We start from the raw sequence: 26,367 nt of genomic DNA, 5'->3' as shown, positions 1-26,367 counted from the left end.
ATGTCTGCCCTCACCCTCACTCCCCGCGCGCTCTATGAAGAAGTGGCCGAGCAATTGCGCCAGCGCATCTTCCGCCGCGAGCTGGAGCCCGGCAGCTGGATCGATGAATTGAAGATTGCCGAGGAATTCGGCATCAGCCGCACCCCCCTGCGCGAGGCGCTGAAGGTGCTGGCCGCCGAAGGCCTGGTCACGATGAAGGTGCGCCGTGGCGCCTATGTGACCGAAATGAGCGAAAAAGACCTGCGCGACGTGTACCACCTGCTCAGCCTGCTGGAGAGCGACGCCGCGGGCGTTGTGGCCGAGCGCGCCACCCCCGAGCAGCAGCAGACCCTGAAAGCGCTGCACGCCGAACTAGAGGCCGCAGTGGCCGACCGCGAAAAGTTCTTTGCCATCAACGAGCGCTTTCACATGCTGGTGCTGGAGATGGCGGACAACCGCTGGCGCAGCCAGATGGTGGCCGACCTGCGCAAGGTCATGAAGCTCAACCGCCACAACTCCTTGTTCAAACAAGGCCGCATTGAAGACTCCCTGAGCGAGCACCGCGCCATCCTGGCCGCGATGCTGGCGCGTGATACCAAGGCCACGGCGAAGGCCATGCAGGCGCACTTTGCGCAGGGGCTGGAAGCCGCGACCTGAGGCCCGGCAATCCAGCCAGCACTCGCCAGGCCGGGCTGAACCACACCGGTGCCACCGCGATCATTCCGCAAACAGGAACGCACCATTTGCAACACATGAGGTGATCGTGCACGGCCCGGCCAAGGCTTCGCTCGTTATCATCCCTCGGGTTTCCACCGAGGCCGTGGCGTCACTCGCCACCGCAGCCTCTACCGCCGAGTTTGATGACATCTACCCCCGCCGATATCGGCAGCGTGCAAACGCTGCCCCAGCTCCTGGCCTACCGCGCCGCCCGCACCCCCCACGCCGAGGCCTACCGGGCGTTTGACCCCGACCGCCAGGCCTGGGCCAGCCTGACCTGGGCGCAGACCGCTGCCCGCGTACACACCTGGGCGCAGGCCCTGACCGCCATGCAACTGCCCCCAGCAGCCCGCGTGGCCATCCTGCTGCCCAACGGCCTCAATGCCATGTGCGCTGACCAGGCCACGCTGGCCACTGGCGGCGTGCCTGTGCCGCTGCACGCCATCGACAACCCCGGCAGCATCGCCTACATCCTGGCGGACTGCGAGGCATCGATGCTGATCGTGACCCAGGCCGAGCAGTGGGAGAAGATCCGTGCGGTGGGTACGCCGTTTCCGGCCCTGCGCGCCGTGGTGATCACCGATGACGACGACGCGTTCAAGGCCACCCCGGCGTCCGGAGACGGCCCCGCCGTGGGCTCCCTCACGCAGTGGCTAACCGGCGCGGCGCAAACGGGCGCGTCTGCCGAGGTCACAGGCCCGCAGGCGGACGACCTGGCGGCTATCGTCTATACATCAGGCACCACGGGCAAACCCAAGGGCGTGATGCTGACGCACCGCAACGTGGTCAGCGATGTGAAGGCGGTGCTGGAGCGCATTGCGCCCACGGTGAATGATGTGTTCCTGTCGTTCCTGCCGCTGTCGCACACCTTCGAGCGCACGGGCGGCTACTACCTGCCCATCGCTGCAGGAAGCTGCGTGGCCTATGCCCGCTCGGTGCCCCAACTGGCGGAAGACCTGAAAACCGTGCGCCCCACTGTGTTGGTGTCGGTGCCGCGCATTTACGAGCGCATCCACGCCAAGCTGCTCGAAAAGCTGTCTCCCACGCCCTGGAAAATGCAGCTGTATGAAGCCGCGCAGAACAAGGGCTGGGCCCGGTTTTGTGCAGCCCAGGGGCTGGCTGCTCCCACACCGGACGCCAGCAGCCTGGCTGCTGGCTGGATGGCCGCCCTGCCCTGGCCGGTGCTGCAGGCCCTGGTGGCCAAGCCCCTGCTGGCCCAGTTTGGCGGCCGCGTGCGCGTGGCGGTGAGCGGCGGCGCCCCGCTGTCGCCCACCATTGCCAAGTGTTTTCTGGGCCTGGGGCTGCCGCTCATTCAGGGCTACGGCATGACCGAAACCGCGCCCGTGGTGTCGGTCAACGCACTGCACGACAACGACCCTGCCTGCGTAGGCAAGGCCCTGCCCGGTGTGGAAGTGCGCATTGGCGACAACCACGAGCTGCAGGTGCGTGGCCCCATCGTGATGAAGGGCTACTGGAAGCGGCCGGAAGACACCGCCAAGATCCTGAGCCCCGACGGCTGGCTGGGCACGGGCGACCAGGCAGACATCGTGAACGGCCGCATCTATATCAAGGGCCGTATCAAGGAAATCATCGTCACCTCCACCGGCGAAAAGATCCCCCCTGGCGACCTGGAGCTGGCCTTGCTGGCCGACCCGCTGCTGGAGCAAGCCTTTGTGGTGGGCGAAAACCGCCCCTTCATCGCCTGCGTGGCCGTGCTCAAGCTGGACGAATGGCAACGCCTGGCCGCCGACCTGGGCCTGAACCCCCAGGCGGCTGACAGCCCGAACCACCCCAGCGTGCACCGCGCCGTGCTGGCGCGCATCGAGAAAAACACCGCCAGCTTTGCGCGCTATGCCGTGCCGCGTGTGGTGCACCTGACGCTGGAGCCCTGGACGATTGAAAACACCTTCATGACGCCCACGCTCAAGCTCAAGCGCAACAACCTGATGGCGCACTTTGCCGAGGCGATTGAAGGCATGTACCAGAAGCCGGGGCGCTGAGCCTGGGTTTGCTCAAAGGTCTTCACAGCACCAGCTCGCCCTCCCGGGCGTAGGCGGAGCCAAAACGGTTGGCCAAAAAGTCGCCCAGCGCGACAGCCTCCTGCCCCACAAAGCCCTGCTGCGGCAGTTGGCCCTGCGCCACCAAGTCCAGGGCCGTGCAGATGCCTGCCGCCGTGGTGAGCTGGATGGCGCTGAGCGTATGCCCCGCCACCTGCGTGCCCACGATGCGGGCCGAGTACGAGTCCTGCACCAGCCGCCCACCCTTCAGGCCCGACGCAGTGGCAAACACCACGATCACGTCCTGATCGGTGGTGGGGATGGCGGTCTCCAGAATGTCCTTGAGCAAATCGCGCCGATCACGCAGGCGCAGGTCGTTGAGCAGCAGCTTGAGGATGGCGTTATGGCCTGGGTAGCGGATGGACTGGTAGTCCACCTGCCGCGCCTTGCCCGCAAGGGTTTCGGTCAACGTGCCCAGCCCGCCCGAAGTGTTGAAGGCCTCGTATTCCACACCGTCGAGCGCAAAGGTCTCCAGCCCCTCCAGCGCGGGCACCGTGGTGCGCACGCCGTCCACAATGGCCTCGCAAGGGTTGCAGTATTCGTTGATAAGGCCTTCGGTGCTCCAGGTCAGGTTGTAGCGCAGGGCGCCCTGCGGGTAGCGTGGCAGCGCCCCCACACGCATGCGCAGCGTGTGCAGGGTGTCAAACCGCCGGGCCAGGTCGTTGCCCACGATGCCGATGAACCCGGGTGCCAGGCCACATTGGGGCATGAGCACGCTGCGGGCGTTGGCGGCCAGTGCGCGAATGGCCTGGGTGCTGGCCACGTCCTCGGTCAAGTCAAAGTAATGCACTCCGGCTGCGGCGCAAAGCGTCGCAACCGGCACGGCACGGTGAAACGGCAGCGCGTTCAGCACGGCAAAACGGCCGTCGATGGCGGCCTGCAGGCTTGCGTCGTCCGTCGCCAGCCGGGTGGATACGCCCAATGCGGCCACTTCGGCCAGGCGTGCCGGGTCGCGGTCCATCACCAGGATGTCGTAGTCGCCTGCCTGCTGCAGCAGCAGCGCCATGGCAAAGCCGATGTGGCCTGCGCCCAGGATGGTGATGGCGCGGCGGGCGGTGGTGTTGGATGTGGTGGAAAGAGTGGTCATGGCGGCGCTCCCGGTGGTGCTCACTGCGTGCGGTAGTGAGAGGTGTTGCAGATGCCTTGATGCTAGGCAATGGCACTGTCAATGTGTAGCGCCTAGAACGTCGAAAACTGCGCTTTGTTTTGCCATAACGGCGAATATGATGGGCGTTATGACTTTTTGAGGATGTGCCGATGACCCCGACCCTGGACGACACCGACCGCCAATTGCTCAGCCTGCTACAAGCCAACGCCCGCGAGGGCACGGCCACGCTGGCACGCAAACTGGGCCTGGCCCGCACCACCGTAGTGGCGCGCATCGCAAGGCTGGAGCGCTCGGGCGTGGTCGCGGGCTACGGCGTGCGGTTGGGTACGCGGCTTGACGCCACCACCGTACGGGCCTGGTGCAGCATCAGCGTGCTGCCCAAGACAGCGCCCGCCGTGCTGCGCGCGCTGGAGACCATGGCCGAGGTCGAAGAGGTATCCGCCGTGAGCGGGCCGTTTGACTACCTGGTGTTTTTGCGCTGCACCAGCCACGAGCAGCTCGACACCCTGCTCGACAAGGTGGGGCAACTGGACGGCGTGCACCAGACGCAGACCAGCATCGTGCTCAGCCGCAAGATTGACCGCCGACAGGTAGGGTGATCAGGCTTCGAACTGCTTCGGGTTCTTGCCTTGAATGGGTGCATAAAACGCCTTGATGCGCGCCATGTCGCCGTCCAGGTCGCCCGTGGGCTCGAACACCGGCCCCAGCCCGCCCACTTTGCGGCCGTAGTCCACAAATGCGAGCACGATGGGCACACCCGCCTGTTGGGCGATGTAATAGAAACCCGTCTTCCAGTGCCGCGTCTTGCCGCGCGTGCCTTCGGGGGGCACGATGAGTTGCATGGGCCCCTGCGCATCCCGCATGGCCTGGGCCGAGCTGGCAACCAGGTTGTTGGACTGCTCACGGTTCACCGGGATGCCCCCCAGCCAGCGCATCACGCCACCAAACGGCGCCTTGAACAGGCTGTGTTTGCCCATCCAGTACACCCGCAAGCGCAGCGAAAACGCCAGCATCAGCGTGTACGGCAGGTCCCAGTTGCTGGTGTGGGGTGCGGCAATGAGCACGCTTTTGGCTGCATGGGCGGGCAAGGCGCCTTCGATCTTCCAGCCGGTGATGCGCAGCGCGAAACGGGAAAAAGCGCGCAGGAGCGTGTTGACAACCGGCGTGTCAAAAATGGTGTGGTGCATGGGAAATGGCGTGACGGAACGGAGCCTGGGGCGCTGAAACAGGCGGTGGGCCCGTGGCTCCGCAGGCGTCGAGAGCGCCGTGAGTATCGCTGATAGGGCCAATGCCCCGCCTTGACGCAAGGCAAAGTGCGGCGGCTGCCGTGTGTACGCGTGCCACGCAGAGCAATCACTATTTGATAGCAGCCAGATCAATCAACACGGGCGCTACCGGTCGTTTTGGCCTCATTTTCCATGGCTGAGGTGGAAAACCAAATAACGCTGGCGTTTGCCCCCCAAGTCCAGAATGCCTCTGCAGCGGCGCGTGTTCGCACCGCTGCCCCCATGCTGCAAGCCCGCCTGCCCACCGCCCCGCACTACCGCGACCGCAAGCGGTATGCGTGGCTGCTGTCTCTGGTGGTGCCCTGCACCATGGGCGTGGGCCCGGCACTGATGTGGTGGACGGGCGAGCCACCCGCCTCAGCATCGACCCGCGCCAGCGAGCAAAGATCGTGCGGAAATACGGGTTGCAAGAGCTGAGGCAGAGCGGGTGTTGATGCGCTGGCGACCAGGTACATGAACCCTGCTAACCACAACACACCGCCTCATGAACTCCGCTTTTGATAGCAACTAGCGCAAATCGCACTAGCGCTTGCGCCCGTTTTTACCCAAAACCCTGCGCCAACACCCCCTGTGTAGGCAGTGGGATAATCACGACTTTGCGACTGCCGCCCCGCAGCGCCCCCGACCAAAGGGGCGCTCTGCTGCAGAACACCTCCTCCCCGCCCTTCGTTGTTTGCCCGTGGAACCCACCTTGAGCCCCTGGCGCATGTCCGTCGCCCCCATGATGGACTGGACCGACCGCCACTGCCGTTACTTTCACCGGCTGCTGACCCGCCAGACACTGCTGTACACCGAGATGGTGAACGCGGGCGCCATCATTCATGGCGGCACCGAGCGGCATTTGCGCTTCAACGCCGAAGAACACCCCGTGGCCCTGCAACTGGGCGGCAACGAGCCTGACAAGCTGGCCGAGGCCGCACGCCTGGGTGCGCAGTGGGGCTATGGCGAAATAAACCTCAACTGCGGCTGCCCCAGCGACCGCGTGCAGCGTGGCGCGTTTGGTGCCAGCCTGATGAAGTCGCCCCAGTTGGTGGCCGACTGCGTGAAGGCCATGAAAGACGTGGTGGATGTGCCCGTCACGGTCAAGCACCGCATCGGTATCGACAAGGTGGAGGACTACGGCTTTGTGCGCGACTTCATCGGCACGGTGGCTGAGGCGGGGTGCACCGTGTTCATCGTCCATGCGCGCAACGCCTGGCTGCAGGGCCTGAGTCCGAAGGAAAACCGCGATGTACCGCCCCTGCGCTACGAGGTGGTGCACCAGCTCAAGGCCGAGTTTCCGCAGTTCACCATCGCCATCAACGGCGGCATCACCACCGACGCGGTGGTGCAGGAGCAACTGGCACACCTGGACGGCGTGATGATCGGCCGCGAGGCGTACCACAACCCGTGGTGGCTGGCCCGCTGGGACCAGCTGTACTACGGTGGCGCCCACTGCCCCCTGACCCGCGAAGAGGTAGAGCTGGCCATGGTCGAATACATGGAACGCGAGGCGGCCCAATACGGCACCCCCTGGCCCCACATCGCCCGTCACATGCTGGGCCTGCGCCACAGCCTGCCCGGCGCCCGCATCTGGCGCCAGGTGTGGAGCAACCATTTGCTCAAGGACCGCCCCGCGCGCGAGGTGCATGCGCTGGCGATGCAGTCGTATGCGAGCTCGGCGCCGGAGCCGCAGACAGAGCCTCATGCGCAGGTCGCTGCGGCCAGGGATGCGCTGCACGCATCGAGCTGACCCAGTGGGCGCCGCAGACCGCCCGAGACCGCAGAGGCACTCGGCGCGGTGATTCGCGCAGAGGATCCTTAGGCAGTCAGCCGCCCCAGCCACGCCGCCAATGGCTCGGGCCGACCAAACAAGTAGCCCTGCAGGCATTCGCACCGGCTCTCCACCAGAAAATCTGCCTGGGCGCGTGTCTCCACGCCCTCGGCCACCACGCGCAAGTTGAGGTGGCGGGCCACCGAGATGATGGACTGCACGATGGCCGTGTCGTTGGGGTCGTCGGGGGTATCTTGGACAAAGCTCTTGTCGATTTTCAGCTCGTAAAGCGGTAGCCGCTTGAGGTAGGCCAGGCTCGAATAGCCAGTGCCAAAGTCATCGATGGAAAACCGCACGCCCAACTGCACGATCTCGGTCATGCGGGCGATGGTGTCGTCCAGGTTCTCGATCAGCAGGCCTTCGGTCACTTCCAGGATCAGGTGAGCAGGGTTGGCGCCAGTGTGGGCCAGTATGTGGCGCACGCGTTCCACAAAGTCGTCCTGGCGGAACTGCCGCTCGCTCACGTTGACCGACAGCGACAGCTCATGCCCTGAAGCCTGCAGTCGGGCCAGGGTCTCGCAGGCCTGCTGGATCATCCAGTCGCCCATGCGCAGGATCAGGCCCGAGGCCTCGGCGATGGGGATGAAGCGGCTGGGCGGCACGTTGCCGCGCACGGGGTGGTCCCAGCGCATCAGCAACTCGCCGCCGACCACGTTGCCCGCCGCGTCCACCTGGTTTTGCACAAAGGCGGCCAACTGGCCCAAGGTTTGCGCTTTTTTCAGGTCCTGTTCCAGCGCCAGGCGCTCCTGCACGTCGGCCTGCATGGCGGCTTCGTAAAAACGGATGCGATTGCGGCCCAGGTCCTTGGCGCGGTACATGGCCGTGTCGGCCTCGCGCAGCAGGTCTTCAACACCCTCACCGCGCTTGGGGAACAGCGTGATGCCGATGCTGCCGGTGGTGCTGTAGAGGTGGGTGTCGATGGTGTAGGGGGCTTCCAGTGCTGTGCGCATCTCCTCGGCCACCAACAGCGCAGCGCGCCCGGCAGACTCCATGTCTGACGCCACGTTGTGCACCAGCACCACAAATTCGTCTCCGCCCAGGCGCGCCACGATGTCGCCCGGCCGTTGCAACTGGGTGAGCCGCTGAGCCACCTGCATGAGCAGCATATCGCCCACGGTGTGCCCCCGCGCATCGTTGATCTGCTTGAAGTTGTCGAGGTCGATGTAGAGCACCGCCCCCACCTGCGCGGCCTTTTGCGCGTTGACCAGGGCGTGTTCCATGCGGTCCAGCAGCATGCGCCGGTTGGGCAGGCCGGTGAGTGCGTCAAAGTACGCCAGCTGGTGCGATCGGGCCTCGGCCTGCTTGCGCTTGGAGATGTCACGCGAGAGCGCGATGAACCGGGGTTCGTCGCCAGGCACCGCACTCTCCTTGCGCGCAATCGACAACTCAAACCAGTGGGTGGTACCGCCCAACTCCAGCCGGAACTGGTGGCCGGACGAATACCCGGTGTGGTGCGCGGCCTCCAGCGCCGCACGGCAACCGGCGGCGGCCTCGGGGAGGACCACATCGCTCAGACGGCGACCCAGAAACATCTCGGGCGGCACAGCCAGCTTTCCAGACCGTGCCGACCGGTAGTGGTAGATGCACCCATCCAGCCCCAGCTCAAACAACAGATCGGGGATGGCACTGAGCGTGCTCTCCAGGTCGTCGCGGGCGGCGCGCAGTTCGGCCGTCATGTCGCGCGCCAGGGCCACCGCACGTTCGCGCCCCGTGGCCAGCAGCCAGGTGAACCACGCAAGAATCAGGCTCAGCACCGTGCCCAGCAACGCCACCGCGTGGTGCCCCTCGTCCTGGAAGCGCAGGGCAAAGCCCGGTTGGGGGGACATCTGCAGCGTCCAGCGGCGCCCCCCCAGCTCCAGTTCACGCCGCGCCTGCAGGGCCGGGGCGCCTGCCTCCTGGGCAGAGGTCTTCAGGTTGCTGAACAGCAGCGTGCCTGCAGCGGCCCTTGGGTCTGCTCCATCGGTGCCGGGGGACGCCGTGGTGCCGCCAGGGGTGCTGTCGGTGATCTGCAGGCCAATGTCAGCATCGAATTCGCGGGACATGCCGAGGATCACATCTTCCAAGCGAAACGGAGCGGACACCCATCCCGCCAACCCCAGGCGCCGCCCTTCCACCGTGCTTGCATCTGCTTTGACACCGTACAAGGGCATGTAAATCACCAGCCCTGGGGTGCCGTTTTGCATCAACGTCAGGCTTCCGGACAACGCCAATGTGCCGGTATCGCGGGCCCGGTCCAGCGCTTCCTTGGCGGGGGGAATGGTCAGCACATCAAAACCCAGGGCCTTGAGGTTGGGCCCCTCCAGCGGTTCAATGTGGGTGATGGGGGCCAGCAGTTCGCGCTCGCCCGGCGGGCGCACGGCATATTGGTCGAAGCCGCGCTGGCGCATGTCCTCCAGGTGCGCGGCCAGCGCCTTGCCAGGGAACTGCACGATCAGCGACACCCCTTGCAACCCAGGGCGGGTCTCTTGCAACTGCAGCGCGCGCACGTAAGCCTGGAACTCCGCCCGGTCGATGCGCTCCGAGCCCTCAAAGTAACCCTTGACGCCGCGCAACACCACCTCGTAGGTCGCCATGCGGTCCTTGAGGTTGTAGGCAATCTGGTCCGCCGCCACCTCAAAGTTCTGCTCGCGCTTGGTCCGTGCGCTCTTCTCTTCGCTTTGCCAGTACAGGAAGGTCAAACCCAGGGTCAGCAGCGCAATCAGCGGAGGCAGTACCACGGGCAGCCAGCGGTGGTTGCTGGTGCCTGCCACCTCACCTGACGCCCACGGAGCCCGCCCCGGTGCGGAGGGGGCTTCGTCGTGGGAGGCGGGGTGGGGTGTCATGGTGGGTGGCAGGTCCTGGGTGCACAGGCATCGTGCACCGGCGGTGCAACACCATTATGTGTATCTGCCCTGTGCTGAAAAGAATCATTTGCGCGCAAACTGCACAGGGCGGTCCATTGCGGGTCATTGCGGGCCGTTTATGCTCGCGTCGGCAGCACTGTGGGCCTGCGTGCCCGTGCCCATCTCCCCTATCAACCCGGCAACACCCACCACAAAGGCCCGGCATGGCATCGCTTGATTTCGACCTGGAGGAATCCCAATTTCGCGCCTGGTACGCCGCGCAGGCCGCAGCGCTGGAAGACGCATGCGTGGCGCTTACCGCGCGGGTGGCGGCGGTGGTGACCCAAGCGGGCGGTGTGGACGTCACAAAGGTAGAGGGCCGCGTGAAGGACGTGGACGAATGCGTGCGCAAGTTCGTGCGCAAGTACCGGCCAACGCTGGAAGAGAGCAACACGCCCTACGACATCCAGACTTACATTACCGACCTCATTGGAGTGCGGGTGGTGTGTCTGTACGAAGACGAGCTGGAGAAGATCGCCCAGATCGTGCGCGCACATTTCGCCGTGATCGATGTGACCGACAAGGTGACGGCAGTGGAAAGCACCGAGGCCTCATTTGGCTACAAGGGGCTGCACCTGGACCTGAGGCTGAGCGCTGCCGAGCGCGACCTGCCAGAGCACGCCGCCTATGCCCAGTGGGCCTTTGAGCTACAGGTACGCACCATCATCCAGGACTCCTGGAGCGTGCTGGACCACAAGATCAAGTACAAAAAATCCATTCCGGGTCAGCTCAAGCGGCGCATCAATGTGCTGTCGGCGCTGTTCGAGCTGGCCGACCGCGAGTTCCGCCAGATCCGCGATGCCACGGCGGCCGAACTGCTGCAGGCGCCCGACGAAACCGCCGAGCCCGCACTCGATGTGGCGGCAGATTTACAGGCCCCCACCCGCGCTGCGGCCACCAGCAGCGAGCTGAACGCTTTCACTTTCTTGAAGATCGCCACACATTTCTTCAAGGACTTTGAGTTCGACCCGTCCAAGGTCGATGGGTTTGTGGACGACATCCAGGCCTGGTCAGCGGGCATGACACGTGCGCGCTTCAACAGCCTGATGCGCGAGACGATCGGTGTGGTCAAGCGCTACAAGCTGCACTTTGAAGAACAAAATCCGCAGGGCAGCTTTAACCCCTACACCGTGATCCGCCACTGCTTGTACCTGAACAATAAAACCGCCTTTCGCCCCGCACTGCGCAACTCGGCCCGCGAGTCGTTCGAGGCCTGGCTGAGCGACAACGCGGAGCCCAAAGTGCAGGGATAAGGCAGAAATCAGCGCAGGCGCCCGTGTTTATTGCCCAGTCTGCTATCTTTTTTGATAACCCCATGTGGAGTATCGATAGACAGCAGGACGGCGCCATGAGCCCATCTTCGCTTGTCGCATAGGCGACTGGACATTGGTGGTTTTACTCCATGCGCTTGTTACCAAGTGCTGCTATATTGCACTGCAACAAAACGGAGTTTCGCCCCATGCTGTATCACCTCTACGAAACCCAGCGCTCCCTGATGGAGCCCTTCACAGATTTTGCGCAGGCGGCTTCCAAGTTGTTCAGCAATCCCGTGTCGCCGCTGAGCCAGTCCTCGATGTCCCAACGCATGGCCGCTGGTTACGACCTGCTCTACCGTCTGGGCAAGGACTACGAAAAGCCAGCATTCGACATCCCCACCGTGGACGTGAACGGCATCGGCGTTGCCATCCATGAACGCATCGAGGTCAACAAGCCGTTTTGTGAACTGCGCCGCTTCAAGCGCTTCTCGGACGACCCCGCCACGCTGACCAAGCTCAAGGGCCAGCCCGTGGTGCTGATCGTGGCGCCGCTGTCGGGCCACTACGCCACGCTGCTGCGCGACACTGTGCGCACCATGCTCAAGGACCACAAGGTCTACATCACAGACTGGAAGAATGCACGCCTCGTGCCGCTGTCGGAGGGCGAGTTCCACCTGGACGACTACGTCAACTACGTGCAGGAGTTCATTCGCCACCTGCAGGGCATCTACGGCAACTGCCACGTGATCAGCGTGTGCCAACCTACGGTGCCCGTGCTGGCCGCCGTATCGCTGATGGCCAGCCGGGGCGAAAAAACACCCCTGACCATGACCATGATGGGCGGCCCCATCGACGCCAGCAAGTCGCCCACTGCGGTGAACAACCTGGCGACCAACCGCAGCTACGAGTGGTTTGAGAACAACGTGATCTACCGCGTGCCGGAGAAATTCCCAGGCGCAGGCCGCCGCGTGTACCCAGGCTTTTTGCAGTACACCGGCTTTGTGGCCATGAACCCGGACCGCCACGCTACCAGCCACTACGACTACTTCAAGGACCTGATCAAGGGTGACGACGCCAGTGCCGAAGCCCACCGCAAGTTCTACGACGAGTACAACGCCGTCCTGGACATGGATGCGGACTACTACCTCGAAACCATCCAGACTGTGTTCCAGGACTACAAGCTGGTGAATGGCACCTGGGACGTGCGATCGCCCGCGGGCAAGCTGGAGCGCGTGCGTCCGCAAGACATCAAGACCACCGCCCTCTTCACCGTGGAAGGCGAACTGGACGACATCTCTGGCTCGGGCCAGACCGAAGCCGCCCACGACCTGTGCAGCGGCATCGTGCGCAAGGAGCAGCGCCACCTCGAAGCCAAGGGCGCTGGCCACTACGGCATCTTCAGCGGCCGCCGCTGGCGTGACATCGTGTATCCCAAGGTGCGCGCATTCATTCTGGAGCACGAACTACCCGCCAAGCCAGTCGCTGCGGCTGCAACTTCCGTTGCCACGCCTGCGCCCAAGCTCGCCAGCCCGGCTCCGGCTCCTGTCAAGGCTGCACCGGTAGCCAAAACCGCCGTCAAAACCGCCGTGACTAAGGCTGCGCCAAAGCCCGCCGCCAAGCCTGCTCCGGCGCGCGCCGCTGCCAAGCCCGTGGCTGCCACCACCGTGGCCACCCGCTGGGTGCAGCCCGCCGCAGCCCCCACGGGTGCTGCACAGGCACCCACCGTCGATCTGGCGACTGCCCAGACCAGCGCCACAGCGGCTCCGTCCTCCCGCAGCGGCAGCAAGAGCAAGGCGCGCAAGGCTTGAGCCACCCCGCTTCCACCAGCAACGCTCTACCCCACGCTGCCCTCACCGACCTTGCAGCGCGGATTGATGCCGCCCTGCCCCAGACGCAGTGCACACGCTGCGGCTACCCCGACTGCGCCAGCTATGCACAGGCCATCGCCCAGGGGGGGGCGGCCATCAACCAGTGCCCTCCGGGGGGCGCAGAGGGCGTCGCTCGCCTGGCTGCCATCACCGGTCTGGCTGCAGTGCCCTTGAGTGCAGACCACGGGGTGGAGGCACCGCGCAGCGTGGCCTTCATTGACGAGGCGTGGTGCATTGGCTGCACCCTGTGCATCAAGGCCTGCCCGACCGATGCTATCGTGGGCTCCAACAAGAAGATGCACACCGTTATCGAGCCGTACTGCACGGGGTGCGAGCTGTGCATCCCCGTCTGCCCGGTGGACTGCATCCAGCTCGACAGTGCCAGCGGCACGGCGACCGGATGGGCCGCATGGTCTGACTCGCTCGCGCACCAAGCCAAGCAGCGGTATCAACAACACCGCCAGCGGGTGCCGCTGGAAGATGTGGAGGATGAAAGCTCCGGCGCGCCCGAACAATCCACACCGCCTACATCCAGCGGTGCAGCAGCCACTGTGGCGGTCGAGGGAATCGAAGCCCGCAAGGCAGCCATCGCCGCTGCCATGGAGCGAGCCCGTCAGTTACGCGGCCAGGGCCCGCACTGACCTCACCGGTGTGGGGCGGTGCGGGGTTGGCGCGATGAAGCAGTCTTTGCGGCAGCAGTCCTACCCACCGCTTACCGGGCGGCCAGCGACTTGTAGACCCCGCAGCCCACGTACCAGTCCCCCACGCGGCTTACGTAAGACATCTTGGTTTGCACCGCACCGGTGGCTGGGTTGTTGATGTCGTACTCCACCCACCCCGGAGCGCGGTCGGCCTGGGTCACGATGTCGTTCACCAGTCGGTCGCCTGCAATGCCGGGGATGTCCTGCACACGGGTCCCGACCTTGGCCAGGTTGCCGCCAAAGGCCAGGTAGGTGCCCGCCGTGTCCAGCACAAACACGTACATGTCGCGGTCGTGGTAGGGCTGGGCCTTGTCGGTGATGCTGCGCAGAAACTGGTCGCGCGAATTGGTCTTGTGCAGCGCCACGGCCTTGTTCACCAGGGCTACCGCCTCATCTGCCGTGCCCTGCTGCAGGCGAAACGCCGCCACCGCTTGCGACAGAGTGGACGCGCGGTGCTCCAGTGCCTCGGCCTGAGAGACGGCATGGCCTACCATCTGTGCGTTGTGCTGCGTGATCTGGTCAAGCTGCTGCACCGCCGAGCTGACTTCGCTCAAACCGGTGCTTTGCTCGACACTGGAGCTGGAGATCTCGGTCATGCTGGCCGCCACACTGCGGATGCCGCTGGCCATGTTGGCAATGCCTTCACCCGCCGACCGAATCAGGCCAGCGCTGGCTTCGACCTGGCTCACCGAGGCGCCGATCAGCTCGCGGATCTCCCGCGCCGCGTCGCCCGAGCGCTTGGCCAGCGTACGCACCTCGCCCGCCACCACAGCAAAGCCCCGGCCCTGCTCACCGGCGCGAGCGGCCTCTACGGCAGCGTTCAGGGCCAGGATGTTGGTTTGAAAAGCAATGCCGTCGATCACGCCGATGATCTCGGTCATTCGGCGCGCACTTTGCTGGATGGCTTCCACAGACTGCACTGCACGGGCCATGGCCTCGGCTCCGGTGTCGCCTGCCTTGCGCACCTCGGCGGCGCGAGCATCAGCGCTGCGCGCGGTCTGCGCATTGTTCTGGACGGCCGACGATAACTGCTCCACGCTGGCGGCAGTCTGCTCCAGGTTGGCCGCCTGCTGTTCGGTGCGGTCGGCCAGCGACCGGTTACCTTGTGCCAGGCTTTGCCCCGCATGGGCCACCAGCGCGGCGTTGCTGCGGATATCGGCCACCATGGACGACAGCGTCAGCACCATGTCGTCGAGCGACTGGGCCATGGCCCCGATCTCGTCGCGCCCATAGACACCCGCCCGGGCGCACAGGTCTCCGCGCGTGGTCTGCTCCATCGCATGCGCCAGTCCTCTGAGGTCAAATGCCAGCCCTACATACAACGCGCACAGGGCGTACAAAACCACGGCGGCAGCCAGTGCCACACCCCACCACGGCGCATCCAGGGCCGCCAATGCCAGGGCGCCCCCCATCAACACACCCAGGGTCACCAGTTTGCCCGGCAGATGCCACCTGCGCATCCACCAGAGCCCGGGGCGCAGCGGTAGGAATCCAGACATCTTGTCTCCGTTATCGTTTTTGCAAGTGGCCCATGCTAGGTGCCTGCTCTTACGTCGGATTGACAACGCAATCCGGCCCTTGACCGCACCTTTCGCCCCAAGGACGCCATGCACGGCGCAGACCCGTGCGCCCATGCCCTTCGCCCATAATGTCGCTCCATGAATCCCTTGCTCTCCCAACTCCAGCCCTACCCCTTCGAGCGGCTGCGGCAACTTTTTGCGGGAGTCACCCCCCCGGCGGCTTACAGCCCCATCAGCCTGGGCATGGGTGAGCCACGCCATCCTACACCGCAGTTCATCAAAGATGCACTCAGTAACAACCTGGGCGGGCTGGCCAGTTACCCCGCTACCGCCGGTGAACCCAAGCTGCGCGAAGCCTTCACCCAGTGGTTGCACCAGCGCTATGCACTGACCCTGGATCCCGGCACCCAGGTGCTGCCCGTCAACGGTTCGCGCGAGGCGTTGTTTGCGTTTGCGCAGACTGTCATCGACCCCTCACAGGGCCAACCCTTGGTGGTCTGCCCCAACCCGTTCTACCAAATCTACGAAGGTGCCGCCTTGCTGGCTGGCGCCCAGCCTTACTACGCAGCCAGCGACCCCAGCCGCAACTTTGCCGTGAACTGGGATGCCGTGCCTGATACCGTGTGGCAGCGCACCCAGCTGTTGTTCGTCTGCTCCCCCGGCAACCCCACGGGTGCAGTGATGCCGCTGAGCGAGTGGAGGAAGCTGTTTGAGCTGAGCGACCGCTACGGTTTTGTAATTGCTTCGGACGAGTGCTACAGCGAGATCTATTTCCGCGACGAGCCTCCCCTGGGTGGTCTGCAGGCTGCGGCGCAGTTGGGGCGTGGCGACTTCAAGAACCTGATCTCCTTCACCAGCCTGTCCAAACGCAGCAACGTGCCCGGCATGCGCAGCGGCTTCGTGGCCGGTGACGCGGCACTGATCAAATCGTTCTTGCTCTACCGCACCTACCACGGCAGCGCCATGAGCCCTATCGTGCAGGCCGCCAGCATCGCCGCCTGGAGTGATGAAAAGCATGTGGTGGAAAACCGCGCGCTGTACCGCAAGAAGTTTGCCCAGGTCACGCCACTGCTGGCAGGTGTGATGGAAGTCGCCCTGCCGGATGCCGGCTTTTACCTGTGGGCCAAGGTGCCTGAAGCCCTGGGCATGGACGACGCCGAGTTCGCGCGCGCCCTGCTGGCTCAATACAATGTCACGGTGCTGCCCGGCAGCTACCTGGCCCGCGAGGCCCAGGGCAGCAACCCCGGCGCCCAACGCGTGCGCATGGCCCTGGTGGCCGAGGCCGAAGAATGCGCGGAAGCTGCGCTGCGCATCGTGCAATTCATCCAATCCCGTACTGCCTGATCTGATCGACAACAACATGACCCAACAACTCCAAACCCTCATCGACAACGCCTGGGACAACCGCGCCAGCCTCTCGCCTGCCGCCGCCCCCAAGGAGATCCAGGACGCTGTCGAGCATGTGATCGCCGAGCTGAACAATGGCAAGCTGCGTGTGGCCACCCGTGAAGGCGTGGGCCAGTGGACCGTGCACCAGTGGATCAAGAAGGCCGTGCTGCTGTCGTTCCGCCTGAAGGACAACGAAGTCGTCAAGGCTGGTGACCTGGGCTTTTACGACAAGGTGCAGACCAAGTTCGCCCACCTGTCCGAAGAAGAAATGAAGGCCACCGGCGTGCGCGTGGTGCCCCCCGCTGTGGCTCGCCGTGGCAGCTTCATCGCCAAGGGTGCGATCCTGATGCCCTCGTACGTCAACATCGGCGCCTATGTGGGCGAAGGCACCATGGTCGACACCTGGGCCACCGTGGGCTCGTGCGCACAGATCGGCGCCAACGTGCACCTGTCCGGCGGCGTGGGCATTGGCGGCGTGCTGGAGCCCCTGCAGGCCGGTCCTACCATCATTGAAGACAACTGCTTCATCGGCGCCCGCTCCGAGGTGGTCGAAGGCGTGGTGGTGGAAGAAAACTCCGTGCTGGGCATGGGCGTGTACCTGGGCCAGAGCACTCCCATCTTCAACCGCGCCACTGGCGAGATCAGCTACGGCCGCGTGCCCTCGGGCTCGGTGGTGGTCAGCGGCAACCTGCCCAAAACGGCCGCCAACGGCGCGCCTTACAGCATGTACGCTGCCATCATCGTCAAGCAGGTGGATGCACAAACGCGCTCCAAGACCAGCATCAACGACCTGCTGCGCGACTGATTTCGCTGCATGAGGGCGGCCAGTTCGGCCGCCTCGCCGACAGAGACTGACAACAAGAGGGAAACACCATGAGCACGATGGAACGAATTCTTCGCCTGATGGCAGAGAAAAAGGCCTCGGACGTCTATCTGTCGGCCAACGCACCCGCGCTGATCAAGATCAACGGCGAGTGCGTGCCCATCAACAACCAGATCCTGCCGCCAGACGCGCCGCGCAACCTGCTCTCCGAAGTGGTCCCCCCGGACCGCATCGAAGAACTGGAGGAAACCGGCGAACTCAACATGGGTGTGCCGCTCAGTGGCGTGGGCCGCTTCCGGGTCAGCGCCATGCGCCAGCGTGGCAGCTACGCGGTGGTGATCCGCTTCATCTCGCAGCAGATCCCCGAGTTCGATTCATTGGGCCTGCCCCCGGTGATGCGCGAACTCATCCTGGAAAAGCGCGGGCTGATCCTGATGGTGGGAGCCACGGGCTCTGGCAAGAGCACCTCGCTGGCGTCGATGATCGATACCCGCAACGAGGCGCTGACGGGGCACATCCTCACGATTGAGGACCCGGTCGAGTACCAGTTCAAGAACAAGAAATCCATCGTCAACCAGCGCGAGATCGGCAGCGATACCCAGTCGCTGCAGACCGCCCTGAAGAACGCGTTGCGCCAGGCCCCCGACGTGATCCTGATCGGCGAAATCCGCGACCGTGAAACCATGTCGGCCGCCATTGCCTATGCGCAGTCGGGCCACCTGTGCCTGGCCACGCTGCACGGCAACAACAGCTACCACGCGCTCAATCGCATCTTGTCGTTCTACCCCGTCGAGGTGCGCCCCACCATGCTGGGCGACTTGGCGTCGGCCCTGAAGGCGGTGGTGTCCCAGCGCCTGGTACGCAAGACCGACGGCGGCCGGGTGCCTGCGGTCGAGGTCATGCTCAACACCAAGCTGGTGTCCGACCTCATCGAAAAAGGCGACTTCTCGGGCGTGCGCGAAGCCATGGAAAAATCCATGGCCGAAGGATCGCAAACCTTTGAAGAAGCGTTGGCCCGCCTCATCATGGATGCGCAGATCGACCGCAAGGAAGGCATGGCCTACGCCGATTCGCCCACCAACCTGATGTGGCGCCTGCAAAACGATTTCTCCCTGGCCGCCAATGCCGCCAAGGCTCAGAAGGAAGCGCGCGACGCGCCGGACGACGCGCCTTCATTCACCGAGATCGTGCTGGACGTCAAGCCAGCCGCATGATGTGATGCCCTCTGAGCCGCCTCCGGCGCCTTCCCCCAAGGGGGACGACGCCCTCGTTGCGGGGCGGCCTTTGCTCAGCGCCCTCGCCTGGGCTGCGTCAGTAGGTGCTATGGCGCCCGAAACCACTCGTTGATCAAGTTCCCTTTCCACTCTCGCCCCATGTCCCGCACTCTCCATCTGGCCGAACAGCTGATCTCCCTGCCCTCCATCACCCCGGAGGACGCCGGTTGCCTGGATGTGCTGGCCGCGCGACTGGCCCCCTTGGGTTTTGTGTGTGAGCGCCTGGATAGTGGCCCGGCAGACTTCCGGGTCAGCAATTTGTGGGCAAAACGGCCAGTAGCGCCCGCAAAACATGCCTCATCCGCTATCAAAACTGTAGTTTTTGCGGGCCATACCGATGTGGTGCCCACCGGCCCGCTGGCGCAGTGGAGCAGCGACCCGTTTGTACCCACCCACAAAGACGGCAAGCTCTACGGTCGGGGTGCCAGCGACATGAAGACTTCGATCGCGGCCTTTGTGGTGGCGGTGGAAGAATTTTTGGCCGCCACGCCAGCCCCGTTGATCGAACTGGCCTTTTTGCTGACCAGCGATGAGGAAGGCCCATCGGTGGATGGCACCAAGGTGGTGGTCGAACAGCTGCAGGCACGCGGCGAGCGGCTGGACTACTGCATCGTGGGCGAGCCCACATCGGTCGAAAAGACCGGCGACATGATCAAGAACGGCCGACGCGGCACCCTGAGCGGCAAGCTCAGGGTGCGCGGCATCCAGGGCCATATCGCCTACCCGCAGCTCGCACGCAACCCCATCCACCAGGCCCTGCCTGCACTGACCGAGCTGGCCGCCACCGTGTGGGACAACGGCAATGCGTTCTTCCCGCCCACCAGTTGGCAGATCAGCAACATGCATGGCGGCACCGGCGCCACCAACGTGATCCCAGGCGAGGTGGTGGTTGACTTCAACTTCCGTTTCTCCACCGAATCGACCGCTGAAGGGCTGCAGCAGCGTGTGCACGCCGTGCTCGACCGCCACGGCCTCGAATACGACCTGCGCTGGACGCTGGGCGGCCAGCCCTTCCTCACCACGCCCGGTGAACTGGTGGGCGCCGTGCAGCAAGCCATCACCGCAGAAACCGGCCTGACTACCGAACTGTCTACCACCGGTGGCACCAGCGACGGCCGCTTCATCGCCCAGGTCTGCCCGCAGGTGATCGAACTGGGCCCGCCCAACGCCAGCATCCACAAGATTGACGAGCATGTGGTGGTGGCTGACATCGAACCCCTGAAGAACATCTACCGCCGCACCCTGGAGAACCTGCATGCGCAGGCCGTGGCTACCGACGGGGTGCCCGCATGAACACACCACAACAGCACCCCACGCTCGCGGGCAATACCGTGGGTGCCTTGGTCGAATCGGGGGCACAGTGCCTTGCAGCAGCAGGTGTTTCCTTTGGCCATGGCACCACCAATGCCCACGATGAAGCCACCTGGCTGGTGCTCTGGCGTCTAGGGTTGCCGCTGGACAGCGATCTGTCGGATGCCCCGGATTCCATGAAGAATCAGCCCGTAGCGCCCGCCGATCAAGCGTTGGTAGCTACTCTTTTTGAAGAGCGTATCCGCACCCGCAAGCCCGCAGCCTACCTCACGCAAGAGGCCTGGCTGCAGGGCGTACCGTTCTACGTGGACGAACGCGCCATCGTGCCGCGCAGCTTTATCGCTGAACTGCTGGTCGATGGGGGCGCCGACGAGTACCTGAGCGACCGCACCCGCCAGGTGCTGGATCTGTGCACGGGTAACGGCAGCCTGGCCGTGCTGGCGGCCATGGCCTGGCCCGAAGTGGCGGTCACTGGTGCCGACATCTCGCCCGACGCCCTGGCCGTAGCCCGCATCAACGTGGACAAACACGGCCTGCAAGACCGCATCCAGCTGCAGCTGTCCGATGGCCTGGCTGCCCTGCCCGGCCCCTGGGACCTGATCCTGTGCAACCCGCCCTACGTCAACGCCGCCAGCATGGCTGCACTGCCCACCGAGTACCGCGCAGAGCCCGAACTGGCCCTGGCCGGTGGAAACGATGGCATGGACTTTGTGCGCCAGCTCTTTGCCGCCGCACCCGCCTGCATGAGCGAGGACGCCGTGATCATTCTGGAGATCGGCAACGAGCGTGCGCACTTTGAGGCGGCCTTTCCGCAATTGCCCGTTTTCTGGCTCGATACCAGTGCGGGCGAAGACCAGGTTTTGCTGGTGAGTGCTATCGCTCTTCGCCACTGGCTGAAGTCACAAGAGATTTTATGAATCCTTCAATGTCTATCGCCGTAGTTATTCCTTGCTTCCGGGTCCGTCGTCATATTCTGGATGTTATTGCCCGTATAGGCTCAGAAGTAGCGGCCATCTACGTCGTGGATGATTGCTGCCCCGAGGAATCAGGGAATTTTGTGGCGGCAGAATGCACTGACCCCCGGGTTCATGTCGTCTTTCATACTGAAAATCAAGGTGTCGGTGGTGCTGTCATGACCGGCTACCAAAGTGCTATTGCGGACGGGCACGATATATTGGTGAAGGTAGACGGCGATGGACAGATGGACCCAAGCCTTCTGCCCGCATTTGTGAGCCCCCTGCTCGCCGGAGAAGCGGATTATGCCAAGGGTAATCGCTTTTACCACCTCGAAGAAATTCACAACATGCCTGCCATTCGGCTTTTTGGCAATGCCGTTCTGTCGTTCATGAGCAAGCTCTCCACGGGTTATTGGGGTGTTTTTGATCCTACTAATGGATACACGGCCATCCACGCGAAAGTTGCAAGCCACCTGCCGATGGAAAAAATCAGCAAACGCTATTTTTTTGAAACCGACATGCTCTTTCGCTTGAATACTTTGCGTGCCGCAGTCATCGACATTCCCATGGATGCAATGTACGGTGACGAAGAGAGCAATTTGCGCATCACAAAAATTCTTCCAGAATTTTTAGGAAAGCATTTCAAAAACACCATCAAGCGTATTTTTTATAACTACTACTTGCGCGACATGTCGGTCGCGTCCCTCCAGCTGCCTGCGGGTATTTTTCTCATGTGCTTTGGCACAATTTTTGGGATAACGCACTGGATTCAATCATCCGCCATCAACGTTCCATCCCCTGCCGGCACAGTGATGTTGGCAGCTTTGCCTGTGATCGCGGGCCTGCATCTACTCCTCGCATTTATTGCCAGCGACGTGGCTAACCAGCCGCAGCGACCAATGCATAAATTATTGCACCTTCGGCGAAAGAAGAATATTACGACAAAACAGGGAGTTTGATATGGTAACGGGAATTCATCTATTAGCCATCCTGTGCGTCCTGGGGATTGCTACTGGACAAGTCATGTTCAAGTACAGTGCCATCGCCATCAATCAGGCTGGCAGCATATTTTCGATGCAACCCTTGCTACTGCTGAGTGGCACAATGGCTCTTTACGGGATAACCTCGATTGGCTGGGTATTGATACTCCGGCATGCAGAGCTTGGAAAAATATACCCCATCATGGCGCTTGCTTTTGTTTTTGTTCCGATTGCAAGTTATTTTTTGTTTGGAGAGAAATTTTCCGGCGGCTATTTCGCAGGCTCTGCCATGATCGCTGCCGGGCTGATCCTGATTGTCTCCACTTCTTGAGCAATCATTTCAAAAATCATAAATTCAAACATTAAGGTGTTGAATGAAAGCATGATACTCAAAAAACAGCTATTCAAAATCATAATTCTTGTTTTTCTTGTTATTTTGGTCGCCACAGCAATTACGCGACTTATCCCGCCAGTCCAATCGCCTGACGAGAATGTTCATCTGATGCGCGCAGACATGATTTCGCATGGGCAGTGGCTACTGCTGCCAGGCACTGAAAACAAGGGGCGTGAAGGCGGCCTGGTGGACTCTAATTTGATCGTTTTCATTGAGTCCATGATGGGAATTTCTGGAAACAGCGCCAGCAAGGAAAATACCCCTGCGCTAGTGAGTGACCTGGGTCAAATAAAATGGGCCCACCAACAGAACTTTGCAAATGCAGCAGGAACAGGGTATTACCTCCCGATAATATACGCTCCGCATGCACTTGGGCTTTTTATTTCGCGAAAACTCGATCTTTCAATGCGTGCGAGTTATGAGATAACTCGCGCCCTGGTGGTTGCGACATCGCTCGCTATTATGGGTGGGGCTTTTTTCTTATATACGCCCAACGTACTTTTCATAATGCTCCTTACAACGCCCATGGCGTTGTTTCAACTGAACTCTCCGACCATCGATGGCCTCTGCACTGCTATGGCTGTATTGGCTATTGGTTTGTGGCTTCAGGTCTCAAGTTCAGATCGATATAGGAACCATGGCGAACTTTCATGGCAAGAAATCGGCCTCTACGGGTTGATACTTGTGCTTTGTGCTGCACGCACCAACCTTCTCCCCGCCTTGCTGGTGCCGCTCGCACTTGCTGCGTCACAGCCGACTCGACAGCGGATTACAGCCGTCTTGTTCATGTACCTATTGACTGTTGCTTGGATTGCTTTCGGAATTTCCACCACGCATGACAGTAGAGTTGTCCGTGATTACACCACTGTAAATATACTGATCAATTATTTAATTAATCCAGGTGAGTTTTTTGATTTATTGAATAGAACAATCAGCGACTTTGAAATTCGGAGGTTCTACCGCCATTCATTTCTTGGAATCCTTGGATGGCTGGATACACCGATCTCCCGTCAAGCAGTCAGAGTTTTTTCCGTCGCAATAGCTGTGACAGCACTGGTATTGATTGCAGTGACGCCCTGGCGCCGCGAATGGCCAAAACGTGCCACATTTCTATTAATTGGCATTGCTAGCACTTTGCTTATATTTTTTGCACTTGCAATATCCTGGAATAACTATCCAAGTGAAAAAATTTGGGGCGTGCAGGGGCGTTATTTTCTTATACCAATGCTTTTCATTGCCGCATCCATCGGGCGCGTAGAGGCTGGAGGCAGGATATCGCGACCTGCAGAAAAAGTCGTACTCACTGCCTTTTTAATTTATTCGCTTTATGTACTAACCACCACACTGGCTGCCCAATATAAAATGGGCAGTCTGTACTTTTAAAAAAAGATAGGCTCTCGTTTTTTACGAACACCCGCCGTCTTCTACCCGATATCCAGTCGGTCCAACCCAACAGCACTCGTTTTGAAGAGTGCACTGCTGCATCGTTTCAGACGTGACTACAGCGTAGGTTTCTGATTGCGGACTCATTTCAATGATCCAACTGAAAAATGTAATTTTGCGACGCGGCACGAAAGTCGTGCTCGACAGCGTGTCCACCACCATCAACCCCGGCGAAAACGTCGGGCTTGTGGGCCGCAATGGCGCGGGCAAGTCCAGCCTGTTCGCGCTGCTCAGCGGCAAGCTGCATGAAGACGGTGGGGATTTTCATATCCCATCGAGCTGGCGGATGGCCGAAGTCGCGCAGAACATGCCCGAGACCGATCAGTCGGCCACCGATTTTGTGCTGGAAGGCGACACGCGTTTGGCCGAAGTGCAGCGCCAGCTGGCAGAGGCTGAGGCCAGCGACGACGGCATGGCCATTGCCCACGCTTATTCTGACCTCCATGACGCCGGCGCACACGATGCCGTGGCCCGCGCCCAGGCGCTCATCCTGGGCCTGGGCTTTCGCGTGAGCGAGCTGGACCAGCCCGTTAACAGCTTCTCCGGCGGCTGGCGCATGCGGCTGCAACTGGCACGTGCGCTGATGTGTCCCAGCGATCTGCTGCTGCTGGACGAACCCACCAACCACTTGGACCTGGATGCCCTCGTCTGGCTTGAAGCCTGGCTCAAGCGCTACGTGGGCACCATGATCGTGATCAGCCACGACCGGGAGTTTCTCGATGCCATCACCAACGTCACCCTGCAAATCCAGCAAGGTGAGTTGAACCGCTACGGTGGCAACTACAGCAAGTTCGAAGAGCTGCGCGCTCAGCAGCTTGAACTGCAACAGGCAAGCTTCTCCAAGCAGCAGGAGAAGATGGCCCACCTGCAGAAGTTCATCGACCGCTTCAAGGCCAAGGCCAGCAAGGCCAAGCAGGCGCAAAGCCGCGTCAAGCAGCTCGAACGCATGGAAAAGATTGGCCCTGTGCTCGCCGAAGCGGACTTCACCTTCGAGTTCAAGGAGCCTGCCAACCTGCCCAACCCGATGCTGGCCATCAGCGACGCCTCGTTCGGCTATGTGGACGACGAGGGCACGCCCACCACCATCCTCACGGGCGTCAACCGCTCTGTGCTGGCGGGCCAGCGCATCGGCATTCTGGGTGCCAACGGCCAGGGCAAGTCCACGCTGGTCAAAACCATAGCCCGCACCATGAAGCCCCTGGGCGGTAGCGTGACCGAAGGCAAGGGCCTGAACATCGGCTACTTTGCCCAGCAGGAACTCGACGTGCTGCGCCCCAGCGAAAGCCCGCTGGAGCACATGATCCGCCTGGCCAAGGAGCTGGGTCCCGACGCCAAGCAGCCTAGCCGCGAACAAGACCTGCGCAGCTATCTGGGCACGTTCAACTTCACGGGCGACATGGTCAAGCAGGCCGTGGGCACGATGAGCGGTGGCGAAAAAGCCCGCCTCGTTCTGGCCATGATCGTGTGGCAGCGTCCCAACCTGCTGCTGCTGGACGAACCTACCAACCACCTCGACTTGGCGACCCGCGAAGCCCTGGCCATGGCGCTCAACGACTTCGACGGCACCGTCATGCTGGTCAGCCACGACCGTTCGTTGCTGCGCTCGGTCTGCGAAGACTTCTGGATGGTGGGCCGGGGGGTTGTGGGGCCCTTCGACGGCGACCTGGACGACTATCAGCGCTACCTGCTCGAAGAATCCAAGCGCCTGCGCGAAGAAGCACGGCTCGCCGAACAGGCACAGGCGTCACGGCCCCCTGCAGCTGCACCCGTCGCCGCACCGGCACCCGTGGTCACGGTGGCCTCCGTTGCCGCGCCTGCACCAGCCCCCGCCTCCGCTCCTTCGCGTGACGGGCGCGAGCAGCGCAAGCTTGACGCCCAGACACGCCAACAGCTGGCCGAAAAGACCCGGCCACTCAAAAAAGAGCTGGAACAGATCGACAAGCGTCTGGCTGCTTTGAGCGCAGAACGCACTCAACTGGAGCAAAAACTGACGGAAGCCTTGCCTCCGGCAGAGATCGCCGAGTGCGGTCGACGTTTGAAAGCAGGGAACGACGAGACGGAAAAATTGGAAGAACGCTGGCTGGAGGTTTCTTCCGAACTCGAAGAAATTTCAGTCGCCTCGGTGGGTTGAGGATGTAAAGTCCTGTAAATACTCACCCGAATTTTCAGGATTTCTCATTCACCAGCATGGTTTTTTTGCTATTAAATGTGAAGCATTTTTTAATGTAACGCTACAGGCTATTGCGGTTGCATTTTTTTGCGAAAGGTTGTCAACGGACTGTGGACTGCCGACGTTGTTGGTACATCACAGGAGTTTTCCACCATGAATACCACCGCAATCTTGTCCGCTTGGCCCGAAGACGAACGCGACCGTAAACGCGCCCCCGCCCGCTTCTGAAGGCGCTGCCGCCAAGCCGCTGTTGTGTAAGCCGATGACATCCCTCATTGCACAACGAGCGCAGACGCATACCAAAGCGTGGGAAATGTAGACACCTCAGCTCGATATTTCTCAGGCGGACCAGAGCAAGGTCAGGGTTATCTCCCTGCAATCCTTGCAAGTCCCAACAAAAAACCCCGCAGATGCGGGGTTTTTTGTTGGTCCAAAGGGAC

Annotated in this window: 21 protein-coding genes; 17 read left to right on the top strand and 4 right to left on the bottom strand. The window is 62.3% G+C overall.

The window, feature by feature from the left end:
- Together OIN59_RS16935 and OIN59_RS16930 are read left to right on the top strand one after the other, a co-directional pair.
- Window positions 1-636 carry a GntR family transcriptional regulator gene (locus OIN59_RS16935; protein WP_274112241.1) on the top strand — a complete coding sequence of 212 codons (636 nt, stop codon included), beginning with the start codon at window positions 1-3 and terminating at the stop codon, window positions 634-636.
- Window positions 637-839: 203 nt separating this feature from the next.
- On the top strand, window positions 840-2,696 hold the full coding sequence (locus tag OIN59_RS16930; RefSeq protein WP_274112240.1) for an AMP-dependent synthetase/ligase: 1,857 nt from the start codon (window positions 840-842) through the stop codon (window positions 2,694-2,696).
- A gap of 22 nt (window positions 2,697-2,718) precedes the next feature.
- On the opposite strand, the gene OIN59_RS16925 is transcribed toward OIN59_RS16930, so the two are convergent.
- Entirely contained in the window at window positions 2,719-3,840 is a 1,122-nt protein-coding gene (locus tag OIN59_RS16925; protein WP_274112239.1) for a saccharopine dehydrogenase family protein, read from the bottom strand.
- 170 nt (window positions 3,841-4,010) lie between these two features.
- Between OIN59_RS16925 and OIN59_RS16920 the strand changes: the two genes are divergently transcribed.
- Window positions 4,011-4,460 carry an Lrp/AsnC family transcriptional regulator gene (locus OIN59_RS16920; RefSeq protein WP_274112238.1) on the top strand — a complete coding sequence of 150 codons (450 nt, stop codon included), beginning with the start codon at window positions 4,011-4,013 and terminating at the stop codon, window positions 4,458-4,460.
- On the opposite strand, the gene OIN59_RS16915 is transcribed toward OIN59_RS16920, so the two are convergent.
- On the bottom strand, window positions 4,461-5,048 hold the full coding sequence (locus OIN59_RS16915) for a lysophospholipid acyltransferase family protein (protein ID WP_274112237.1): 588 nt from the start codon (window positions 5,046-5,048) through the stop codon (window positions 4,461-4,463).
- A gap of 321 nt (window positions 5,049-5,369) precedes the next feature.
- Between OIN59_RS16915 and OIN59_RS16910 the strand changes: the two genes are divergently transcribed.
- Together OIN59_RS16910 and dusA are read left to right on the top strand one after the other, a co-directional pair.
- Entirely contained in the window at window positions 5,370-5,564 is a 195-nt protein-coding gene (locus tag OIN59_RS16910; RefSeq protein WP_274112236.1) for a hypothetical protein, read from the top strand.
- A 289-nt stretch (window positions 5,565-5,853) separates the two neighbouring features.
- Window positions 5,854-6,879, top strand: coding sequence for a tRNA dihydrouridine(20/20a) synthase DusA (dusA, locus tag OIN59_RS16905; RefSeq protein ID WP_274112235.1), 1,026 nt, complete (start codon window positions 5,854-5,856; stop codon window positions 6,877-6,879).
- A gap of 68 nt (window positions 6,880-6,947) precedes the next feature.
- Here the strand turns inward: dusA and OIN59_RS16900 are convergent, their stop codons facing one another.
- Window positions 6,948-9,782 carry a bifunctional diguanylate cyclase/phosphodiesterase gene (locus tag OIN59_RS16900; protein ID WP_274112234.1) on the bottom strand — a complete coding sequence of 945 codons (2,835 nt, stop codon included), beginning with the start codon at window positions 9,780-9,782 and terminating at the stop codon, window positions 6,948-6,950.
- A gap of 224 nt (window positions 9,783-10,006) precedes the next feature.
- On the opposite strand from OIN59_RS16900, the gene OIN59_RS16895 reads away from it, so the two are divergent.
- The 3 genes from OIN59_RS16895 (at window position 10,007) to rsxB (ending at window position 13,607) form a co-directional block, all read left to right on the top strand.
- Complete coding sequence (locus tag OIN59_RS16895; protein ID WP_274112233.1) at window positions 10,007-11,095, top strand: GTP pyrophosphokinase; 1,089 nt, start codon at window positions 10,007-10,009, stop codon at window positions 11,093-11,095.
- A gap of 206 nt (window positions 11,096-11,301) precedes the next feature.
- Window positions 11,302-12,906, top strand: coding sequence for a polyhydroxyalkanoate depolymerase (locus tag OIN59_RS16890; protein WP_274112232.1), 1,605 nt, complete (start codon window positions 11,302-11,304; stop codon window positions 12,904-12,906).
- On the top strand, window positions 12,903-13,607 hold the full coding sequence (gene rsxB / locus OIN59_RS16885; RefSeq protein ID WP_274112231.1) for an electron transport complex subunit RsxB: 705 nt from the start codon (window positions 12,903-12,905) through the stop codon (window positions 13,605-13,607). Before OIN59_RS16890 ends, rsxB begins: the two co-directional genes overlap by 4 nt.
- A gap of 71 nt (window positions 13,608-13,678) precedes the next feature.
- Here the strand turns inward: rsxB and OIN59_RS16880 are convergent, their stop codons facing one another.
- On the bottom strand, window positions 13,679-15,166 hold the full coding sequence (locus tag OIN59_RS16880; protein ID WP_274112230.1) for a methyl-accepting chemotaxis protein: 1,488 nt from the start codon (window positions 15,164-15,166) through the stop codon (window positions 13,679-13,681).
- A 159-nt stretch (window positions 15,167-15,325) separates the two neighbouring features.
- Here OIN59_RS16880 and dapC point away from each other — a divergent pair, with 159 nt between their 5' ends.
- From dapC to OIN59_RS16835, 9 genes are all read left to right on the top strand, one after another.
- Entirely contained in the window at window positions 15,326-16,531 is a 1,206-nt protein-coding gene (gene dapC, locus OIN59_RS16875) for a succinyldiaminopimelate transaminase (RefSeq protein WP_274112229.1), read from the top strand.
- 16 nt (window positions 16,532-16,547) lie between these two features.
- Window positions 16,548-17,381: a 2,3,4,5-tetrahydropyridine-2,6-dicarboxylate N-succinyltransferase gene (gene dapD / locus OIN59_RS16870; protein ID WP_108625548.1), complete on the top strand. Its 834-nt coding sequence runs from the start codon at window positions 16,548-16,550 to the stop codon at window positions 17,379-17,381.
- A gap of 68 nt (window positions 17,382-17,449) precedes the next feature.
- Window positions 17,450-18,613: a PilT/PilU family type 4a pilus ATPase gene (locus OIN59_RS16865; protein ID WP_056062628.1), complete on the top strand. Its 1,164-nt coding sequence runs from the start codon at window positions 17,450-17,452 to the stop codon at window positions 18,611-18,613.
- Window positions 18,614-18,772: 159 nt separating this feature from the next.
- The gene (dapE, locus tag OIN59_RS16860) at window positions 18,773-19,966 is read left to right on the top strand and encodes a succinyl-diaminopimelate desuccinylase (protein ID WP_274112228.1); all 1,194 of its coding nucleotides are present in this window, start codon (window positions 18,773-18,775) and stop codon (window positions 19,964-19,966) included.
- Window positions 19,963-20,901 carry a 50S ribosomal protein L3 N(5)-glutamine methyltransferase gene (prmB, locus tag OIN59_RS16855; protein WP_274112227.1) on the top strand — a complete coding sequence of 313 codons (939 nt, stop codon included), beginning with the start codon at window positions 19,963-19,965 and terminating at the stop codon, window positions 20,899-20,901. Before dapE ends, prmB begins: the two co-directional genes overlap by 4 nt.
- An 8-nt stretch (window positions 20,902-20,909) precedes the next feature.
- A complete protein-coding gene (locus OIN59_RS16850; RefSeq protein WP_274112226.1) occupies window positions 20,910-21,899 on the top strand; it encodes a glycosyltransferase family 2 protein in 990 nt (329 codons plus the stop codon).
- A 64-nt stretch (window positions 21,900-21,963) separates the two neighbouring features.
- Window positions 21,964-22,251, top strand: coding sequence for a DMT family transporter (locus OIN59_RS16845; RefSeq protein ID WP_274112225.1), 288 nt, complete (start codon window positions 21,964-21,966; stop codon window positions 22,249-22,251).
- A gap of 51 nt (window positions 22,252-22,302) precedes the next feature.
- Entirely contained in the window at window positions 22,303-23,697 is a 1,395-nt protein-coding gene (locus OIN59_RS16840) for a DUF2142 domain-containing protein (protein WP_274112224.1), read from the top strand.
- 151 nt (window positions 23,698-23,848) lie between these two features.
- The gene (locus OIN59_RS16835) at window positions 23,849-25,888 is read left to right on the top strand and encodes an ABC-F family ATP-binding cassette domain-containing protein (protein WP_274112223.1); all 2,040 of its coding nucleotides are present in this window, start codon (window positions 23,849-23,851) and stop codon (window positions 25,886-25,888) included.
- The last annotated feature ends 479 nt before the right edge of the window (window positions 25,889-26,367 follow it).

This window comes from Acidovorax benzenivorans (assembly GCF_028680575.1).
Classification (GTDB): Bacteria; Pseudomonadota; Gammaproteobacteria; order Burkholderiales; family Burkholderiaceae_C; genus Acidovorax; species Acidovorax benzenivorans.
The sequence above is the reverse complement of the archived record's forward strand: the minus strand, read 5'-3'. Positions and strand labels throughout refer to the sequence as shown.

What these genes read in the sequence shown, in the direction of transcription:
- OIN59_RS16925 (WP_274112239.1), bottom strand. Translation starts at nt 3,840, where the DNA reads ATGACCACTCTTTCCACCACATCCAACACCACCGCCCGCCGCGCCATC.
- dapC (WP_274112229.1), top strand. Translation starts at nt 15,326, where the DNA reads ATGAATCCCTTGCTCTCCCAACTCCAGCCCTACCCCTTCGAGCGGCTG.
- OIN59_RS16890 (WP_274112232.1), top strand. Translation starts at nt 11,302, where the DNA reads ATGCTGTATCACCTCTACGAAACCCAGCGCTCCCTGATGGAGCCCTTC.
- OIN59_RS16915 (WP_274112237.1), bottom strand. Translation starts at nt 5,048, where the DNA reads ATGCACCACACCATTTTTGACACGCCGGTTGTCAACACGCTCCTGCGC.
- OIN59_RS16920 (WP_274112238.1), top strand. Translation starts at nt 4,011, where the DNA reads ATGACCCCGACCCTGGACGACACCGACCGCCAATTGCTCAGCCTGCTA.
- prmB (WP_274112227.1), top strand. Translation starts at nt 19,963, where the DNA reads ATGAACACACCACAACAGCACCCCACGCTCGCGGGCAATACCGTGGGT.
- OIN59_RS16835 (WP_274112223.1), top strand. Translation starts at nt 23,849, where the DNA reads ATGATCCAACTGAAAAATGTAATTTTGCGACGCGGCACGAAAGTCGTG.
- OIN59_RS16935 (WP_274112241.1), top strand. Translation starts at nt 1, where the DNA reads ATGTCTGCCCTCACCCTCACTCCCCGCGCGCTCTATGAAGAAGTGGCC.
- OIN59_RS16840 (WP_274112224.1), top strand. Translation starts at nt 22,303, where the DNA reads ATGATACTCAAAAAACAGCTATTCAAAATCATAATTCTTGTTTTTCTT.
- dapE (WP_274112228.1), top strand. Translation starts at nt 18,773, where the DNA reads ATGTCCCGCACTCTCCATCTGGCCGAACAGCTGATCTCCCTGCCCTCC.
- OIN59_RS16900 (WP_274112234.1), bottom strand. Translation starts at nt 9,782, where the DNA reads ATGACACCCCACCCCGCCTCCCACGACGAAGCCCCCTCCGCACCGGGG.
- OIN59_RS16845 (WP_274112225.1), top strand. Translation starts at nt 21,964, where the DNA reads ATGTTCAAGTACAGTGCCATCGCCATCAATCAGGCTGGCAGCATATTT.
- dapD (WP_108625548.1), top strand. Translation starts at nt 16,548, where the DNA reads ATGACCCAACAACTCCAAACCCTCATCGACAACGCCTGGGACAACCGC.
- OIN59_RS16880 (WP_274112230.1), bottom strand. Translation starts at nt 15,166, where the DNA reads ATGTCTGGATTCCTACCGCTGCGCCCCGGGCTCTGGTGGATGCGCAGG.
- OIN59_RS16930 (WP_274112240.1), top strand. Translation starts at nt 840, where the DNA reads ATGACATCTACCCCCGCCGATATCGGCAGCGTGCAAACGCTGCCCCAG.
- OIN59_RS16910 (WP_274112236.1), top strand. Translation starts at nt 5,370, where the DNA reads ATGCTGCAAGCCCGCCTGCCCACCGCCCCGCACTACCGCGACCGCAAG.
- OIN59_RS16895 (WP_274112233.1), top strand. Translation starts at nt 10,007, where the DNA reads ATGGCATCGCTTGATTTCGACCTGGAGGAATCCCAATTTCGCGCCTGG.
- dusA (WP_274112235.1), top strand. Translation starts at nt 5,854, where the DNA reads ATGTCCGTCGCCCCCATGATGGACTGGACCGACCGCCACTGCCGTTAC.
- OIN59_RS16865 (WP_056062628.1), top strand. Translation starts at nt 17,450, where the DNA reads ATGAGCACGATGGAACGAATTCTTCGCCTGATGGCAGAGAAAAAGGCC.
- OIN59_RS16850 (WP_274112226.1), top strand. Translation starts at nt 20,910, where the DNA reads ATGTCTATCGCCGTAGTTATTCCTTGCTTCCGGGTCCGTCGTCATATT.